Raw genomic sequence first — 17,031 nt, 5'->3', positions numbered from 1 at the left:
TGATGGCAACTGTCAAACAAAAGAAAATGGAGCGAATGCCGACGAAACGCGATGTTTATCAGCTGATTATTAACGGCGAGCGGGTGGAAAGTGTTTCAGGAGAAACGTTTGTCGTCACCAATCCGGCGACGGGCGAACCGGTTGCCCGCGTCGCTAAAGGAACGCGTGAGGATGCTGAGCGGGCGGTACAGGCAGCGCGGCAAGCGTTTGACCGCGGGAAATGGCGCCATTTCCCGGTACAAAAACGGGCGCGCATTTTATATCAAATCGCTGCGCTCATGCGTGAACGATTCAATGAATTAGTAGAGTTGGAGATTTTAAATACGGGAAAAGCGTTGTCGGCTGCCCAAGGTCAAGTGATGCAAGCGATTGAAGACTTCGAGTTTTTCGCAGGGGCGATCATCGGCCATCGCGGAGCGGTCAATCCGATGCCTGGGGCGTTTCACAACTATACGGAAAAAGAGCCGGTTGGCGTATGCGCGCAAATTATTCCATGGAACTATCCGCTTATGATGGCAGCATGGAAAATTGCTCCAGCGCTTGCTGCCGGATGTTCTGTCGTCGTCAAACCAGCTTCGTTGACGCCACTCACTTGCCTTGTGCTGGCGGAAATTTGTTATGAAGCTGGGGTGCCGGAAGGTGTCGTCAATGTGGTGACTGGCGCTGGGGCGGAAGTTGGAGACTATTTAGTTGAACATCCGCTTGTCGACAAAGTAGCGTTTACCGGATCGACGCCGGTTGGGAAGGAAATTATGGAGAAGGCGTCGAAAACCCTAAAACGGGTGACACTCGAGTTGGGCGGTAAGTCGCCAAGCCTAGTGTTTGCGGACGCTGATTTGGAGGCTGCTGTCGCTGGTTCGTTGTTCGGAATTTTCTATAACAGCGGTCAGTCTTGTGAGGCGCGGTCCCGCTTGTATGTGCACGAAGACATCTATGATGAATTTATGGAAGCGTTTGTCGCTAAAACGAAGCAGTTGAAACTCGGCAATCCGTTTGATGCCGGCACGCATGTGGGGGCGATTATCAGCCGTGGACAGCTTGAGGTGATTGACGAATATGTACAATCGGCGGTTGCCGACGGGGCGACGATCGCTGCCGGTGGGAAAGAAGCGGTGGTCGCCGGCTTTGAAAATGGTTATTGGTATGAGCCGACGATTTTGACGAACGTAAATCACCAAATGAAAGCGGTTCGCGAAGAAATTTTTGGGCCAGTTGTTGTTGTGATGAAGTTTCGCGATGAGGCCGAGGCGGTTGAACTGGCGAATGACAGCGATTATGGGCTCGCTGCCGCTATCTGGACAAAGGATCATGGGCGTGCTGTTCGTGTCGCCAAACAGCTGCGCTCCGGCATTGTGATGGTGAACAGTCCGTTCTCCGCTTTCCCGGGTACGCCATTTGGTGGTTACAAACAGTCCGGATTTGGGCGTGAGCTGTCTGTCGAAGCGCTTGATTTGTATACTGAGACGAAGAGCGTGCTGTCGTATTACGGGCCGCGTCCGCTCAACCCGTTTGGCGTCTAAGACGACTGCCAACACTGTCATTTGGATGACGTCTTAGTTTATAGAGTGTGCGACAACCGGCGATGGGGTGTGTTTGGCCGTTGGCCGTGCCCCATCGTTGTTGTTGGAAACGGTTCCGCCGTTTGGCGACGAGCATCCGACGACTTGCAGTGTTCACCGCTATACACGTGAAATAGGAGAGGGGGAAGACGATGATCGAACGTCTTGTTGTTGTCGGCAGCGGCGTGATGGGGAGAGGAATTGCTTACGTTGGCGCTGTCGGAGGGTTTCAGACGACGTTGGTTGATGTGAAGCAAGAACAACTAGACAGTGCTCGGAACGAAATCACTTCCATTTTTGAACAAGCGGTCGCTCGAGGAAAATTGACGCCTGGCGCGCGCCAAGAAGCGGAGACGCGCCTTTCGTATTCGCTTGATCTAGTTGCTGCGGTACAGGGAGCTGATTTGGTTATTGAGGCAGTACCGGAAAAGCTAGAGTTGAAAAAACAAGTATTTGAGACAATCGATGCTCATGCGCCGGCATCTTGTTATTTGGCCACCAATACGTCCACGATGAGCCCGACGGAGATCGGCTCGTTTACGAAGCGGCCGGATCGAGTGATCGCCATGCACTTTTTCAACCCGGTGCATAAAATGAAGCTCGTTGAAATTATCCGCGGCTTGGAGACGAGTGATGAGACGGCGCAAGTCGTGAAAGAAGTCGCTGAGCGAATGGGGAAAGAGACCGTTGTTGTCAATGAGTTTCCGGGGTTTGTGACAAGCCGAATCAGCGCGCTTGTCGGTAATGAAGCGTTCTATATGCTTCAAGAAGGAGTGGGTACGCCGGAAGAAATCGATAAAGCCATTAAACTTGGCCTGAATTTTCCGATGGGCCCGTTTGAGCTGGCTGATTTAGTCGGGCTTGATACACGGTTGAACAACTTAAAATATTTGCATGAAAAATTAGGTGAAAAGTATCGCCCAGCGCCGCTGCTTGAACAATACGTGAAGGCCGGCCGTCTTGGCCGCAAAACTGGCCGCGGTGTCTATGATTATACGAATCGAGAAAACAACTGACAAGCCGATCGCTCGGCTACGGTTGGCAAGGGGGAGAAAAGATGGGAAGAGAGGTTGTCATTGTTGATGCTGTGCGCACACCGATCGGCCGCTACAAAGGGGCATTAAAAGAGGTGCGGCCGGACGATTTGGCCGCCGTCGTTATTCGCGCGCTGATCGAACGAAATCCGAACTTGCCGGTGGAACAAATTGATGACGTCGTCTTCGGTAATGCGAATCAAGCCGGTGAAGACAACCGGAACGTTGCCCGCATGGCCGCACTTTTAGCCGGATTGCCGAAGGAAGTAGCGGGGGTAACGATCAATCGGTTGTGCGGTTCCGGGCTCGATGCTGTTAATTATGCAGCGCGGGCCATTTTCGCCGATGAGGCGGATATTATGATCGCCGGTGGCGTGGAAAGCATGACGCGCGCTCCGTTTGTGATGGCGAAGCCGTCAAGTGATTTTCCACGCGGCAATATCGAAATGTATGATACAACGATCGGCTGGCGCTTTATCAATCCGAAAATGCAGGAAATGTACGGCACCGACAGCATGCCACAAACGGCGGAAAACGTAGCGAAGCGGTTTGGCATTACGCGCGAGGCGCAGGACGAGTTTGCCTATGAGAGCCAAATGAAAGCGAAACGGGCGATGGAAACGAACCGGTTTGCGGATGAATTGGTGCCAGTGGTGTACTATGATCGGAAAGGCAACCGGATTGTTGTCGACAAGGATGAGCATCCGCGCCCAGATACGACGCTTGAGAAGCTGGCAAAACTGCCGCCGCTGTTTGAAAACGGCACGGTGACAGCCGGCAATGCTTCTGGAGTGAACGACGGGGCGGCGGCGCTGTTGTTGATGAGTGCCGATAAAGCGAAAGCGCTCGGCTTGAAGCCGTTAGCCAAATATGTGACGTCAGCCGTCGCCGGCGTTGAACCAGCAGTGATGGGAATCGGTCCGATTTTTGCGACGCGCAAAGCGCTGCGCCGCGCCGGCCTGTCCGTTGATGATATCGGGCTTGTCGAGCTGAACGAAGCGTTCGCTTCGCAAGCGCTCGAGTGCATTCGTCAGCTTGAGCTTGACCGAGAGAAAGTCAACGTCAACGGCGGAGCGATTGCCCTTGGCCATCCGCTTGGGGCGAGTGGTGCCCGCATATTGACGACGTTGATTTATGAAATGCAAAAACGAGGCGTCACCTATGGCTTGGCGACGATGTGCATCGGCGTCGGCCAAGGGATCGCAACGATTGTCAAAAATGCGGACGAACAGTGAGAGCGTTGGGCTAGGGGTTGAGAGATACCTAGTCATGATGAAGGGATGCTTGAGTGTGCCGCTGTTTCCTCAATACCGGCCATTCGATCATTCCGTCCAATGCCGCCTGTTCGCAACCGTCGGGAGCCGCCTGCCTTCAGCGGTGCGGCTCTTTTTATTCCGCTTTTTTCTCGCCCGACTTGCCACCGTTATAAAAGTTTGTTACGATTATATTTCGAAAACAAGGTAAAGGGAGTCCGTCCAGATGAATACACGCTCGATGATTTTCACGATTTACGGCGACTACATCCGCCATTACGGCGGTGAAATTTGGATCGGGAGCTTAATCCGCCTCCTTCGCGAGTTTGGCCATAATGACCAAGCGGTGCGGGCAGCGGTGTCACGCATGAGCAAACAAGGTTGGATTCGGGCTGAAAAACGCGGCAATAAAAGCTATTACTCACTCACTGAGCGCGGTGTGAAGCGGATGGAAGAGGCGGCGCGCCGCATTTATAAAACGCGGCCCGAGCATTGGGACGGCAAATGGCGCATTCTCATTTATACGATTCCTGAAGACAAGCGGCATTTGCGCGACGAATTGCGAAAGGAGCTTGTTTGGAGCGGGTTTGGCACGATTTCGAACAGCTGTTGGATCTCGCCGAATAATTTGGAGCAGCAAGTGTATGACTTAATTGACAAGTATCATATTCACCCGTACGTTGACTTTTTCCTTGCTGAGTATGATGGGCCGCACATGAACAAACAGCTCGTCGAAAAGTGTTGGAACTTAGAAGAAATCAATCAAAAATATGAGCAGTTTATCGTCACTTATAGTCAAAAATACGTGATTGATAAACATAAAATCGAACGTGGCGAAATGTCAGATGCGGAATGTTTCGTTGAACGGACGAAGCTCGTTCATGAATATCGGAAGTTTTTATTTATCGATCCGGGGTTACCTGAGGAATTGCTGCCAGACGAGTGGATGGGAAGCCATGCCGCTGCCTTGTTCAATGACTACTACCAACAGCTTGCCGCGCCAGCCAGCCGCTTTTTTGAGGCGGTATTTCGAGAAGGAGCGGAGCTTGGCAAAAAGGGAGAACAGGAGAAAGAAAAGGTGTCGTTTGAGTGAATTCGTGGTGCATGGCTCAAGCCAAGCTATGCATCACGTTTTGTGTAATGATGAACATTTTGCCAATGCCCACGATGCCCGAGACAGAAAACGGAATAGAGCGGTGGGAAAGAGGGATGGTACGCGACTTTGTCTGCGAGATGATTCCCAACTTTCCCTACACGCGCCGCAACGATTTTGAAACCGCTTTAAACTTGTTTGCTTGTTTCTTTGTCAGTTGACTCAGCAGCTGTCAGTTGTTTTCGGTACTCTTTCCCTTTTTGGACGTATGTATCGATCGACAGCTGAATAAGCGCCAAGTCTTTGTCCGTTAATTCACGCACAACTTGGCCTGGAGAGCCGACCACAAGCGAACGTGGCGGAATTTTTTTGCCGGACGGGATGAGGGTGTTGGCGCCAATAATGCATTCCTCCCCGATTTCAGCTCCATCCAAAATAGTTGATCCCATGCCAATGATTGAGCGGCGCCGGATTGTGCAGCCATGGAGTACGACATTATGTCCCACGGTCACTTCATCTTCGATAACAAGCGGAGAGCCTTCGTACAAATGACATGTCGTGTTGTCTTGAATGCTCGTTCGCGCACCGATTGTAATCGGCCCTTCATCACCGCGCAACACGGCATTAAACCAAATCGTTGATTCTTCTCCGACGGTGACATCGCCAATGACTCGAGCTCCAGGTGCGATAAAGACGTTTTCGTGAACGTTCGGTTTTTTTCCGTTATACAGATAAAGCATTCCCATCCCCCCAAAAATATGGTATCGTTATGATTAGTATAACATATTTTTTACGAGGTGGGAATGTTATGAATGATGTTTGTCGACTGCTCGGTCTTCGTTATCCGATCATCCAAGGGGGGATGGGCAACATCAGCAATGCTGAGCTGGCAAGCGCCGTGTCCGAGGCGGGGGGACTAGGAACGATTGGGGTCGGAACGATGCCACCCGATGAGGTGGAGACGCTGATTGTCGAAACGAAACAGCGGACAAGCCGACCGTTTGCGGTGAACATTCCGTTGCAAGTGACACCGCACGCTGCCGAAATGGCCGAGCTTGTCATCAAACATCAAGTGCCTGTTGTTTCCCTTTCTGCCGGTAACCCTGCGCCATGGATTCCACAGTTTGCCGCACACGGCATCAAAGTTATGGTTGTTACTGCATCGGTCAACCAAGCGAAAAAGGCGGAGGCAGCTGGAGCGGATATCGTCGTTGCCGAAGGGTATGAAGCGGCAGGGATCAACTCACCGCTCGAGTTGACAACGATGACGCTTATTCCACAAATTGTAAGTGCTGTTCGCATTCCTGTCATCGCCGCCGGCGGCATTGGTGATGGGCGTGGTTTGCTCGCTGCGATGGCTCTCGGCGCCCAAGGGGTGCAGCTAGGCACAAGGCTTGTAGCAACGAAAGAAGCTCCGTTTCATGAAGCGTATAAACAGGAACTTATCAAAGCGAAAGACAACGAAACGGTCATCGTCGGTCGTTCGGTCGGGCGCGTCCGCCGCATTATGCGCACGCCGTATGCTGAGAAGCTGCTTGAATATGAGCGGCAAGGCATGCTGCCTGAGCAATTCCAAGAATATACGTCTGAAGAACGCCATCGCCGTGGCGCGCTCTCTGGGGATTTTCAGGAAGGGTTTATCAATGCTGGACAAATCGCCGGCCTCATCGATGATGTGCCAACCGTCGCTGAGTTGTTTGAACAAATGATGACCGAAGCAAAAGCACAATGGCGCTCATTATCCGCTATATTTTCCTGATATTAAAAAGACGCCTGTCAAACGGCGTCTTTTTTTGACGAAAGAAAATGGTTGGGAAGGGGGTTGACACTTATAACCACCATAGTTACTATTGAAATAGTATAACGATTTTATAACGTTTGTATATTTTTTGTTATATTAACTTGAAAACGCTTTCAAGCGGTAAAGCAAAGGGGAGAGGGAAGCGATGAATGTCATGTTGTCATCAGAAAGGGCACAGAGCTTCGACTTATTTGAACAAATGCGTGAGCATGAACAAATTGTGTTTTGCCATGATGAAGCGACCGGGCTGAACGCGATCATCGCCATTCATAGCACGGCGCTTGGACCGGCGCTTGGCGGCTGTCGGATGTATCCGTATGCGACAACGGAAGAGGCGTTAGCGGATGTGCTTCGACTGTCCAAAGGGATGACGTATAAATGCTTGGCTGCCGATGTCGACTTTGGCGGCGGCAAAGCGGTAATCATCGGTGATCCGCGCAAAGACAAATCACCGGAATTGTTTCGAGCTTTCGGTCAATTCGTTGAGTCGCTAGGTGGGCGCTTTTACACCGGCACTGATATGGGGACGACACCGGATGATTTCGTGCATGCGCTGAAGGAGACAAACTGCATTGTTGGCGTCCCCGAAGCGTATGGAGGAAGCGGCGACTCATCGGTGCCGACTGCTGCCGGTGTCATTTACGGTATCCAAGCGACGAACTATGTTGCGTTTGGCAACAAAAATTTGCACGGAAAAACATACGCGGTGCAAGGGCTTGGGAAAGTGGGAAAAAAAGTGGCGTTTCGCTTACTTGAAGAAGGGGCTGATCTGTATGTATGCGATTTGAACGAAGCAGCGGTTGAAGAGGTGGTGGCGTATGGGAAACAAATCGGAGCGTTAGTAAAACCTGTCAATGGGACGGAGATTTATCGCGTCAATGCTGATGTGTTTGTCCCGTGTGCATTTGGCGGTGTCATAAACGATGAAACAGCCGCCAGCCTGCGGGTAAAAGCGGTCGTCGGGTCAGCGAACAACCAGTTGGTCGACAAACGCCATGCCCGTATGTTGAAAGAAAGAGGCATTGTATATGCTCCCGATTACATTGTCAACGCCGGCGGGCTGATTCAGGTGGCCGATGAACTGTACGGAGCGAACAAAGAGCGAGTGTTGGCGAAAACGAAAGCGATTTATGATACACTGCTCGCCATTTATACACGAGCTGAATCGGAAGGGATAACGACGATGGACGCCGCCGATCAATTTTGTGAAGAGCGGCTCGAAAAGCGTAAACAACGCAATCATTTCTTTGCGCATCAAAAACGGCCGAAGTGGGATATCCGTCGTTAGGAGAGGAGAAAACGGATCGGAAAGAGTCGCTTTCATACCTAAAAATGAACGAATTTTCATGCAGATACACCAGGGGTATGCCCACTTTTTATAGAGATCTTTTGCAGAAAATTCAGTAATAAAAAGCTACCAATCTAGCCAATGGCTATTCAAGGAGAAGGGGGAATATGGATGAAACAGACGATCAAACGTTTCGGTGTACCGATCCTTTTCAGCATATTGGTACTCTCGGGGTGTAAAGGAGAAGAACAGAGTGCAACAAGTGGCACGAAAGAGAACGGAAAGGGGGAGAAAACAGTTACTATTGGTGTCACGCAAATTATTCAACATCCATCATTGGATGCTGCCTTCGACGGATTTAAGAAGGCGTTAGAAGACGGGGGATTTAAAGAGGGAGAAAATGTTCAGTACAATATCCAAAATGCCCAAGGAGACATGAACAATAGTCAAACGATCGCCAATAATTTTGTATCGGATGGGGTTGACTTGATTTTCGCCAATTCGACTCCGAGTGCCCAAAGTGCGCTCAATGCAACAAAGGACATTCCGATCGTGTTTACATCTGTTACAGATCCGGTCGGTGCCAGTCTAGTCCCATCAATGGATCAAGCGGGGGACAACATTACCGGAACAACCGATAGTCATCCCGATGCGATTCGAAAAACAATTCAATTTATTGATGAACAAACGGACGCTAAAACAGTGGGACTCATTTATAACGCAGGCGAACAAAACTCTTTGGCCCAAATTGAAAAAGTGAAAGAGGCTGCAAAACAAACGGATTTGAAGCTGGTAGAAGCGTCTGTTTCGACAACAGCAGAGGTGAAGCAGGCAGCCGAGTCGTTAGTAGGCAAAGCAGATGTGTTCTATATCGTAACAGATAATACGGTTGTATCTGCCATTGAGTCAGTTGTAAGCGTTGCCAATGAGAAAAAAATCCCTGTTTTTACCGGGGAGCTTGATTCATTAAAACGAGGCTGCTTTGCGGCGTACGGGTTTGACTACTATGATATCGGCTATCAAGCTGGTGAAATGGCGGTAGCGATTTTAAAAGGGGAAGCAAAACCAGCGGAAATCAAACCGGAATATCCAAAAAAATTAAAACTTGTAATCAATAAGCAAGCGGCGGAAAAACAAGGGATCAAACTGAAGCCTGAATGGGATCAAATGGCCGAATACATCGAATAAACCAATTCGAAAGGATGACCGCTCTTGTTGACAGCAATTACTGGTGCGATCGAATCAGGAATTATTTATGCCATTATGGCGTTAGGGGTGTATTTGTCGTTCCGTATTTTGGATTTTCCCGATTTAACAGTGGATGGTAGCTTTGTGACAGGTGCGGCGGTGGCGGCAACGCTGATTGTCAGCGGTGTTCATCCGTTGGTGGCAACATGTCTGGCCCTTTTCGTAGGATTCATTGCCGGATGCATGACCGGGCTTCTTCATACGATGGGGAAAATCAACTCACTTTTATCGGGAATTTTAATGATGATCGCGCTGTATTCGATCAATCTTCGCATCATGGGACGTTCGAATGTACCGCTTCTCAATCAAGAAACGATCTTTACGAACGTTCAAGAATGGGGGACGAAAATCGGCCTTGAACCGGCTGTAGCGAAAACATGGGGAATTCTTCTGTCGATGACATTGCTTGTCCTGCTGTTTAAATGGTTCACCGATTGGTTTTTGCAGACAGAAATTGGGCTCGCCATTCGGGCCACTGGCGATAACCCACGCATGATTCGCAGCTTTTCGGCAAATACGAATTTGCTTATTGTGTTAGGATTAGGCCTTTCCAATGCCATGGTGGCGTTCTCAGGTGCGCTCATTGCCCAATACGGCGCTTTTGCCGATGTCGGCATGGGGATCGGCATGATTATTATTGGCCTTGCTTCCGTCATTATCGGTGAAGCGATATTTGGAACAAAAACGATCGCGCGCGCCACATTCGCTGTGATCGGCGGGGCGATCATTTACCGGATTGTAGTGAGCCTTGCATTGCGTGCGCAATTTTTAGAAACGGGAGATGTGAAGCTCATTACGGCATGCATCGTTATTTTGGCCCTTGTTGTTCCGCAAATGGTGCGGCACCAACGGGAGAAAAAGTACAAAGAGGAAAAAAGGCGAGAGCGGGCACAAGCCTTTGTGGCTGCTGCTGCCGAAAGGGGTGAAGGGGATGTTGCAGTTAAAAGGAATTTATAAGATATTTCATGAAGGAACTCCGGATGAAAAAATAGCGCTTCAAAATATTAACTTAACGCTGCAAAAGGGCGATTTTGTCACCATTATCGGCAGCAACGGAGCGGGCAAGTCGACGTTGATGAATTTGATTTCCGGAGTGCTGTTTCCTGATGAAGGAACGATTTCTATTAACGGTCAAGATGTCACCATGATGCCAGAATATGTTCGTTCCCGCTATATCGGAAGGGTGTTTCAAGATCCGATGGCGGGAACAGCGCCGAACATGACGATTGAGGAGAATTTGGCGATGGCGTATGCGCGTCGTCAAAAGCGCACACTTCGCCGCGGAGTGACGAAAAAGCGGCGCGATGACTTTCGAGAGGCGCTCTCTACGCTCCACCTTGGTTTAGAAAACCGTCTTCAAACGAAAGTCGGCTTGCTTTCAGGCGGCGAGCGACAGGCGTTGTCGTTGCTGATGGCGACATTTACTGAACCGGACATTTTGTTGCTTGATGAACATACAGCAGCACTCGACCCAGCAAGGGCGGAGCTGGTGACTCACTTAACTAAAGAGATTGTTGCGCGCTATCAATTAACCACATTGATGGTTACTCATCATATGCAACAAGCCATTGATTTAGGAAACCGTCTCATCATGATGGATAAAGGACAGATCATTTTAGAGGTAGATGAACATGAAAAGAAAAGCTTAACAGTAGAAAAACTATTGGCGGAATTCCGACGCATCCGTGGGGAACAACTAGCGAGTGATCGGGCGGTATTGAGCTAATCGAGCGGTCAGATGCTTATACAATGAGCCAATCATGGAGAGGAGGAATGTTATGGAACGGGACTTTCCGATTTGGCAAGTATTGAATGAAGAAGGAACAGTAGTGCAGCCCGAGTATCGCGAACGAATAACAAAAGAATTGACGATGGTGATGTATCGCCATCTGATTCGTACGAGAACGTTTGATAGAAAATGTGTCAGTCTTCAACGGCAAGGGCGCATCGGCACTTATGTGCCGTACGAAGGGCAAGAGGCATGTCAAGTTGGAAGTGCGCTAGCGCTCAACGATGAGGATTGGATGTTTCCGACTTACCGCGATCACGGGGCGATGATGACGTTTGGCCGGTCTTTAGTGAACACACTTTTGTATTGGAAGGGACGGACAGAAGGGTGTGTTCCGCCTGAAGGGAAAAAAATCGTTCCGCCGAGCGTTCCGATTGCCACGCAGCTTCCCCATGCGGCGGGAGCAGCGTGTGCTGAGAAATGGAAGGGAACGAAAAATGCCGTCATTGTGTACTTCGGGGATGGAGCGACATCGGAAGGAGATTTTCATGAGGGATTGAATTTTGCGAGCGTTTTCAATGCCCCTGTCGTCTTTTTCAATCAAAACAACCAATATGCGATTTCCGTTCCGATCACCCGCCAGATGAGGTCAAAGACGATTGCACAAAAAGCGCTGGCATACGACATCCCTGGTGTCCGCATCGATGGAAATGACGTGTTTGCCGTGTATTTTCAAACAGCTGAGGCGCTCGAACGAGCGAGACACGGAGGAGGACCGACGTTAATCGAAGCGGTAACATGGCGCTATGGCGCTCATACGACATCCGACGATCCGTCAAGATATCGTGACCAAGAAGAGAGCAAGAAACGGCGTGAAACCACTGACCCCATCAAGCGGGTGGTGCGATTGATGCAAAGGGAAGGCTGGTGGAATGAACAATGGGCAAATCAAGTACAGGAAGAAGTCAACGCGGAGATCGAGCAGGCGGTGGCTGAGATGGAGCGCTATCCAAAAGCCAACGCGTCTGACATGTTTGATTACGTATTCGCTGAACCGACGTGGACGATTGCTGAGCAGAAAGAGGCTTATCTTCATTGGAAACGGGTGATGGAAGGATGAGTGTAAAAGTAAGCACAAAATCGCTCACACTCGTGCAGGCGGTCAATGATGCGCTTCGCATCATGTTAAAAGAGCGCGACGATGTCGTTTTGCTCGGAGAAGACGTAGGAAGAAACGGCGGTGTGTTTCGTGCCACCGACGGACTGCTTCAGGAGTTTGGTGAGGAGAGGGTGATTGACACTCCGTTAAGCGAGGCGGGGTTTACAGGTGCAGCGATTGGAATGGCGCTAAATGGCTTTCGTCCTGTTGTCGAAATTCAATTTTTAGGTTTTATTTATCCAGCCTATGAACAAATCATGACCCACGCGGCGCGTATGCGCTCGCGGACGAGGGGGCATTTTACGGTTCCATTGGTGATTCGTGCTCCATATGGCGCAGGCGTGCGAGCTCCGGAAATTCATTCAGACAGCACGGAAGCGCTGTTTACCCATATGCCAGGGGTGAAAGTCGTTTGCCCGTCGTCGCCGTATGACGCCAAAGGGCTGTTGATCGCTGCGATTGAAGATCCAGACCCTGTGCTGTTTTTAGAGCCGATGCGCAACTATCGGGCGTTCCGCGAAGACGTTCCTGAAGGAAAGTATACGGTTGACATCGGCAAAGGAAAAAAACTGCGCGAAGGGGAGGACGTGACGGTCATCGCGTGGGGAGCGATGGTGCCGGTCGCTATGAAGGCGGCAGAAGCCGCAGCGAAAAAGGGAATTGATGCTGATGTCATTGATCTTCGTACACTTTATCCTCTTGACAAAGATATGATCGCCGAGTCAGTGCAAAAGACAGGAAGAACAGTGATTGTTCAAGAAGCGCACGCTACAGGTGGATTGGCCAATGATATTTTGGCTGTCATCAACGATACATCGTTTTTCTATCAAAAAGCACCGGCCGAAAGGGTGACTGGATTTGATGTCCCCGTGCCGTTCTTCGCTCATGAAGATGACTATTTGCCAACGCCGGCGCGTGTTTTGCATGCAATAGAAAAAGTCATGAATGACTCTTAAAGGTTGACGAATAATGAAACGTCATGACAGACAGAAAGTAATGCCCGAGCAGACTAGAGACGGCTCTCAGCAACGTGCTTTCATCCAATCAGCTTTTGTACAGATTTTATGAAGGAGTAGTCTTCGGACGTTTTCCGTTGCACGGAGAGCATCCCCCTTCAACTCGTTGTTTTGTATAAAGGGGGGGATGATGCAAACGGAAAACGTCCTTTTTCATTGTTGTTCTTCCTGTTCCATCGCTCCCAAAAAGTCGTCTGTCGTAACTAAAGAGGATGTCCCAAAAGTGTTCGCATAGCGTTCGCTTTTGGGACACTTTTTTGGATAAAAAAGAAGAAAACCGTTCCTCTTTTGGTATAATAGAGTCACCACAACCCTACCAAAGAAAGGACGGTTTTCTTATGTACATTTATTATAACCGAGATCAACTCATTTTGCCAATGGATCTTGAAATTTTCATTCCCAAACATCATCTTTGCCGGATCGTGGATCTGGCAGTGGAAAAAATGGATCCGGCTCTGTTCGTTTCCCTCTATCCTGGCGGAGGGCGTCCAGCCTATCATCCGAAAATGATGTTGAAAGTCATCCTGTATGCCTACGCCAATCGGATCTACTCCTCTCGCCAAATCGCCAAGCAGTTGAAAGAAAACATTTACTTTATGTGGCTATCCGGCCATCAAACACCGGATTTTCGCACGATCAACCGATTTCGGTCGGAACGGATGAAGGACATCATTTACGAAACGTTTTTCTCCATTGTCGATCTTCTGCGTCAAGAAGGGTTGGTCAAGTTAGAGGATTATTTTCTGGATGGAACGAAAATCGAGGCCAATGCCAACCGATATACATTCGTTTGGCGCAAATCAACGGAAAAGTACGATCAGAAACTGGAGGAGAAATTCCGGAAAATCGTTGCCTCGATCGAACAGGTGACGAAAGAAGATGAAGAGGCGGAACAAGAGGGGGATTTTCAAGAAAAGCTGGAAGCTTCACCGATCACGTCCGAAAGGATCGAAGCCGTCATCGAACAAGTGGAAGAGCGCCTAAAGAAAGAGCCGAAGAATCGTACGTTAAAGAAAGCCAAACGGCAATTGGAACAAGATCTTCTCCCCCGTAAGAAAAAATATGAAGAATACAAAGAAAGATTAGGCGAACGGAACAGTTTTTCGAAAACGGATCCGGATGCCACGTTTATGCGGATGAAGGACGACCATATGAAAAACGGCCAGCTCAAACCGGGGTACAATGTGCAGATTGGGACAGAGAACCAATTCATCACTGGATTTAGCGTGCATCAACGGGCAGGGGATGCCGGATGTTTCATTCCGCATTTGGAGCAATTGGCCGCCTATGGGCGTCCAATGCCTAAACAAGCCATTGCGGATTCCGCCTATGGGAGTGAGGAGAACTACACGTACTGTGAGAAAAAGGAGATAGTCGCCCTGATCAAGTACAACACGTTGGATCGGGAACAAACGAAAGCGTGGGCGAAGGAGATCGGCCGAATCGAGAACATGACGTATGATGAGGAGCTGGATGAGTGGATTTGCGCCAAAGGGGAACGGTTGGTGTTTGTGTATGAACGGAAGGAAACGACCGACAACGGGTACGTTACCGTCAAACGGACGTATCGTTGTACGGCTTGTGCCGGATGCCCGTTTCAGACGGCATGCGCCAAAGGCAAAGACACGAAAACCATCCGCGTTTCCTTGAAAAATCAACAACAACGGCAGGAGATCCGTAAACGGCTGTCCACGGAAGAAGGGGCGGCGACGTACCGAAAACGACAAATCGAAAACGAGCCGGTGTTTGGGCAAATCAAGCACAACCAGCAATTTCAGCGCTTTTTGTTAAGAGGGCTCCCAAAAATTACCTTGGAATGGGGGCTTATTTGTGCTGCTCACAATTTGAGAAAGTGGGCGGCCACAACCGATCCAACAAAGAAAAAACAGGATAAAATTCAGAAATAAGGAGAAATTCCTGCTTCAAAAAAGGAATAAATAACCAAATAGTAAAGAAAAGAAACAGAGGCTGTCCCCAAAAGGTCGGTTTAACGACCTTTTGAGACAGCCTCTTTCATGCTTGTTTCAAGGATCTAAGCTTTGATGGAGACGCGATCGTCATTTATCGGTGTGGACAAAGTGTGAACGGATGAAGAAATGAGAAGGCGAACAGCGGCTTGCTGCTGGCCGGCAAAGGTATTGGAGGGATGACAGCCTCGATGTGGCACTTTCTTCAACATGAGCGTAGGCGGGGATGAAAATTATATTCCGACCATTCATTATTTTTATCAAAATAGTATTATTCAGATAAAAAGATAGAATCTCATTTTTGTTAAATAAATTATAGTTTTTTACAAAAAGTTTTTTGACAATATAAACATAATAAATTATTATAGTAAAAGAATTGAAGGAGGGGTTTTGATGTCACCAATCGATAAGCGAGAAATCGCTGCCAGCGTTCCACAGCGAGGCTTTTTCGGCCATCCGAAAGGGCTGTTCACGCTCTTTTTTACAGAATTTTGGGAGCGCTTCTCGTACTATGGCATGAAGGCCATTTTAGTGTATTACATGTATTATGAAGTGTCGAAAGGTGGATTAGGACTCGACGAGCATTTGGCGCTTGCGATTACGTCGATTTATGGTGCGCTTGTGTACATGTCGGGCATTATCGGCGGCTGGCTTGCCGACCGGGTGTTCGGAACATCAAAGGCAGTCTTTTATGGCGGCATTCTCATTATGGCCGGTCATATTGCGTTAGCGATCCCGGGTGGGGTGGCGGCACTGTTTGTGTCGATGGCGCTCATCGTCCTTGGCACAGGGTTATTAAAACCGAACGTCTCCAGCATTGTTGGCGATATGTATCAACCGGGCGATGACCGCCGCGACGCTGGATTCAGCATTTTTTACATGGGCATTAACCTCGGGGCGTTTTTGGCTCCGCTTGTCGTCGGCACGGCCGGCATGAAATACAACTTCCATCTTGGTTTCGGGCTCGCAGCTGTTGGAATGTTTCTTGGGCTTATTGTATTTGTGGCGACAAGAAAGAAAAATCTCGGGTTGGCTGGGACGTATGTACCGAACCCGCTGACGCCAGCTGAAAAGAAAAAAACGACTGTGATCGTTGCGGTTGCAGCGATTGTCATTGCTGTATTGCTTGCTATCTTGATTCCAAACGGTTGGTTTACCATTGAAACGTTTATTTCGCTTGTTGGTATTTTAGGTATCATCATTCCAACTATTTATTTTGTCGTGATGTACCGCAGCCCGAAGACGACGGACGAAGAGCGGTCGCGCGTCATTGCTTACATACCGCTGTTTGTCGCTTCGGCGATGTTTTGGGCCATCCAAGAACAAGGTTCGACCATTTTGGCGAATTATGCCGATAAACGGACACAGTTGGATGTTGCTGGCATTCATCTTTCACCGGCTTGGTTCCAATCGCTGAACCCGTTGTTTATTATCACCTTAGCACCAGTATTCGCTTGGATGTGGGTGAAACTTGGTAAACGGCAGCCGACGATTCCGCAAAAATTTGCTCTTGGTCTTTTGCTTGCTGGCCTGTCGTTTATCGTCATCCTTGTACCAGGTTATTTCAGCGCCGGAGAACTCGTCCATCCGATTTGGCTCGTGTTAAGCTACTTCATCGTCGTGCTCGGGGAGCTTTGCCTGTCCCCGGTCGGCCTGTCGGCGACGACGAAACTTGCCCCTGCCGCTTTCTCAGCGCAAACGATGAGCCTTTGGTTTCTATCGAACGCCGCCGCGCAAGCGATCAACGCTCAGCTTGTGCGCTTCTATACGCCCGAAAACGAAACGGCCTATTTCGGCACGATCGGCGGGGCGGCGGTTGTGTTAAGCGTCATCTTGTTTTTGCTCGCCCCGAGCATTCAGCGGCTCATGAAGGGCGTTCGTTAA

14 protein-coding genes are annotated in these 17,031 nt (G+C 49.4%); 13 read left to right on the top strand and 1 reads right to left on the bottom strand.

Annotated features, from left to right (window positions below; all coding sequences use genetic code 11):
* Positions 1-2 precede the first annotated feature (2 nt).
* The 4 genes from IC804_RS02050 (at position 3) to paaX (ending at position 4,939) form a co-directional block, all read left to right on the top strand.
* Positions 3-1,520 (top strand): aldehyde dehydrogenase family protein, encoded by a 1,518-nt coding sequence (locus IC804_RS02050; RefSeq protein WP_035499469.1) that lies wholly within the window; start codon positions 3-5, stop codon positions 1,518-1,520.
* 191 nt (positions 1,521-1,711) lie between these two features.
* Positions 1,712-2,575 carry a 3-hydroxyacyl-CoA dehydrogenase gene (locus tag IC804_RS02045; protein WP_060475959.1) on the top strand — a complete coding sequence of 288 codons (864 nt, stop codon included), beginning with the start codon at positions 1,712-1,714 and terminating at the stop codon, positions 2,573-2,575.
* A 41-nt stretch (positions 2,576-2,616) separates the two neighbouring features.
* Complete coding sequence (gene pcaF / locus IC804_RS02040; RefSeq protein WP_008880607.1) at positions 2,617-3,828, top strand: 3-oxoadipyl-CoA thiolase; 1,212 nt, start codon at positions 2,617-2,619, stop codon at positions 3,826-3,828.
* Between the two features lie 244 nt (positions 3,829-4,072).
* Positions 4,073-4,939: a phenylacetic acid degradation operon negative regulatory protein PaaX gene (gene paaX, locus IC804_RS02035; protein ID WP_008880608.1), complete on the top strand. Its 867-nt coding sequence runs from the start codon at positions 4,073-4,075 to the stop codon at positions 4,937-4,939.
* A gap of 188 nt (positions 4,940-5,127) precedes the next feature.
* On the opposite strand, the gene IC804_RS02030 is transcribed toward paaX, so the two are convergent.
* A complete protein-coding gene (locus IC804_RS02030) occupies positions 5,128-5,679 on the bottom strand; it encodes a gamma carbonic anhydrase family protein (RefSeq protein WP_081157455.1) in 552 nt (183 codons plus the stop codon).
* A gap of 68 nt (positions 5,680-5,747) precedes the next feature.
* Here IC804_RS02030 and IC804_RS02025 point away from each other — a divergent pair, with 68 nt between their 5' ends.
* The 9 genes from IC804_RS02025 (at position 5,748) to IC804_RS01985 (ending at position 17,031) form a co-directional block, all read left to right on the top strand.
* Entirely contained in the window at positions 5,748-6,698 is a 951-nt protein-coding gene (locus IC804_RS02025; protein WP_008880610.1) for an NAD(P)H-dependent flavin oxidoreductase, read from the top strand.
* Positions 6,699-6,885: 187 nt separating this feature from the next.
* Positions 6,886-8,028: a Glu/Leu/Phe/Val dehydrogenase dimerization domain-containing protein gene (locus tag IC804_RS02020; RefSeq protein WP_008880611.1), complete on the top strand. Its 1,143-nt coding sequence runs from the start codon at positions 6,886-6,888 to the stop codon at positions 8,026-8,028.
* A gap of 171 nt (positions 8,029-8,199) precedes the next feature.
* Positions 8,200-9,216 carry an ABC transporter substrate-binding protein gene (locus tag IC804_RS02015; RefSeq protein WP_041264497.1) on the top strand — a complete coding sequence of 339 codons (1,017 nt, stop codon included), beginning with the start codon at positions 8,200-8,202 and terminating at the stop codon, positions 9,214-9,216.
* 24 nt (positions 9,217-9,240) lie between these two features.
* Positions 9,241-10,233 (top strand): ABC transporter permease, encoded by a 993-nt coding sequence (locus tag IC804_RS02010; RefSeq protein WP_008880613.1) that lies wholly within the window; start codon positions 9,241-9,243, stop codon positions 10,231-10,233.
* On the top strand, positions 10,208-11,002 hold the full coding sequence (locus tag IC804_RS02005; RefSeq protein WP_011887592.1) for an ABC transporter ATP-binding protein: 795 nt from the start codon (positions 10,208-10,210) through the stop codon (positions 11,000-11,002). Before IC804_RS02010 ends, IC804_RS02005 begins: the two co-directional genes overlap by 26 nt.
* A gap of 52 nt (positions 11,003-11,054) precedes the next feature.
* Positions 11,055-12,125, top strand: coding sequence for a pyruvate dehydrogenase (acetyl-transferring) E1 component subunit alpha (gene pdhA, locus IC804_RS02000; protein WP_008880616.1), 1,071 nt, complete (start codon positions 11,055-11,057; stop codon positions 12,123-12,125).
* Positions 12,122-13,120, top strand: coding sequence for an alpha-ketoacid dehydrogenase subunit beta (locus tag IC804_RS01995; protein ID WP_011887591.1), 999 nt, complete (start codon positions 12,122-12,124; stop codon positions 13,118-13,120). The genes pdhA and IC804_RS01995 overlap by 4 nt, the downstream gene beginning before the upstream one ends.
* 398 nt (positions 13,121-13,518) lie before the next feature.
* Positions 13,519-15,087: an IS1182 family transposase gene (locus IC804_RS01990; RefSeq protein ID WP_190300613.1), complete on the top strand. Its 1,569-nt coding sequence runs from the start codon at positions 13,519-13,521 to the stop codon at positions 15,085-15,087.
* Between the two features lie 453 nt (positions 15,088-15,540).
* Positions 15,541-17,031, top strand: coding sequence for a peptide MFS transporter (locus IC804_RS01985; protein ID WP_081157592.1), 1,491 nt, complete (start codon positions 15,541-15,543; stop codon positions 17,029-17,031).

It is taken from the genome of Geobacillus sp. 47C-IIb, from assembly GCF_014679705.1.
In the GTDB taxonomy this organism is placed as follows: domain Bacteria; phylum Bacillota; class Bacilli; order Bacillales; family Anoxybacillaceae; genus Geobacillus; species Geobacillus thermodenitrificans.
Note: the sequence above shows the minus strand (reverse complement) of the source record. Positions and strands in the feature narration are given on the sequence as shown.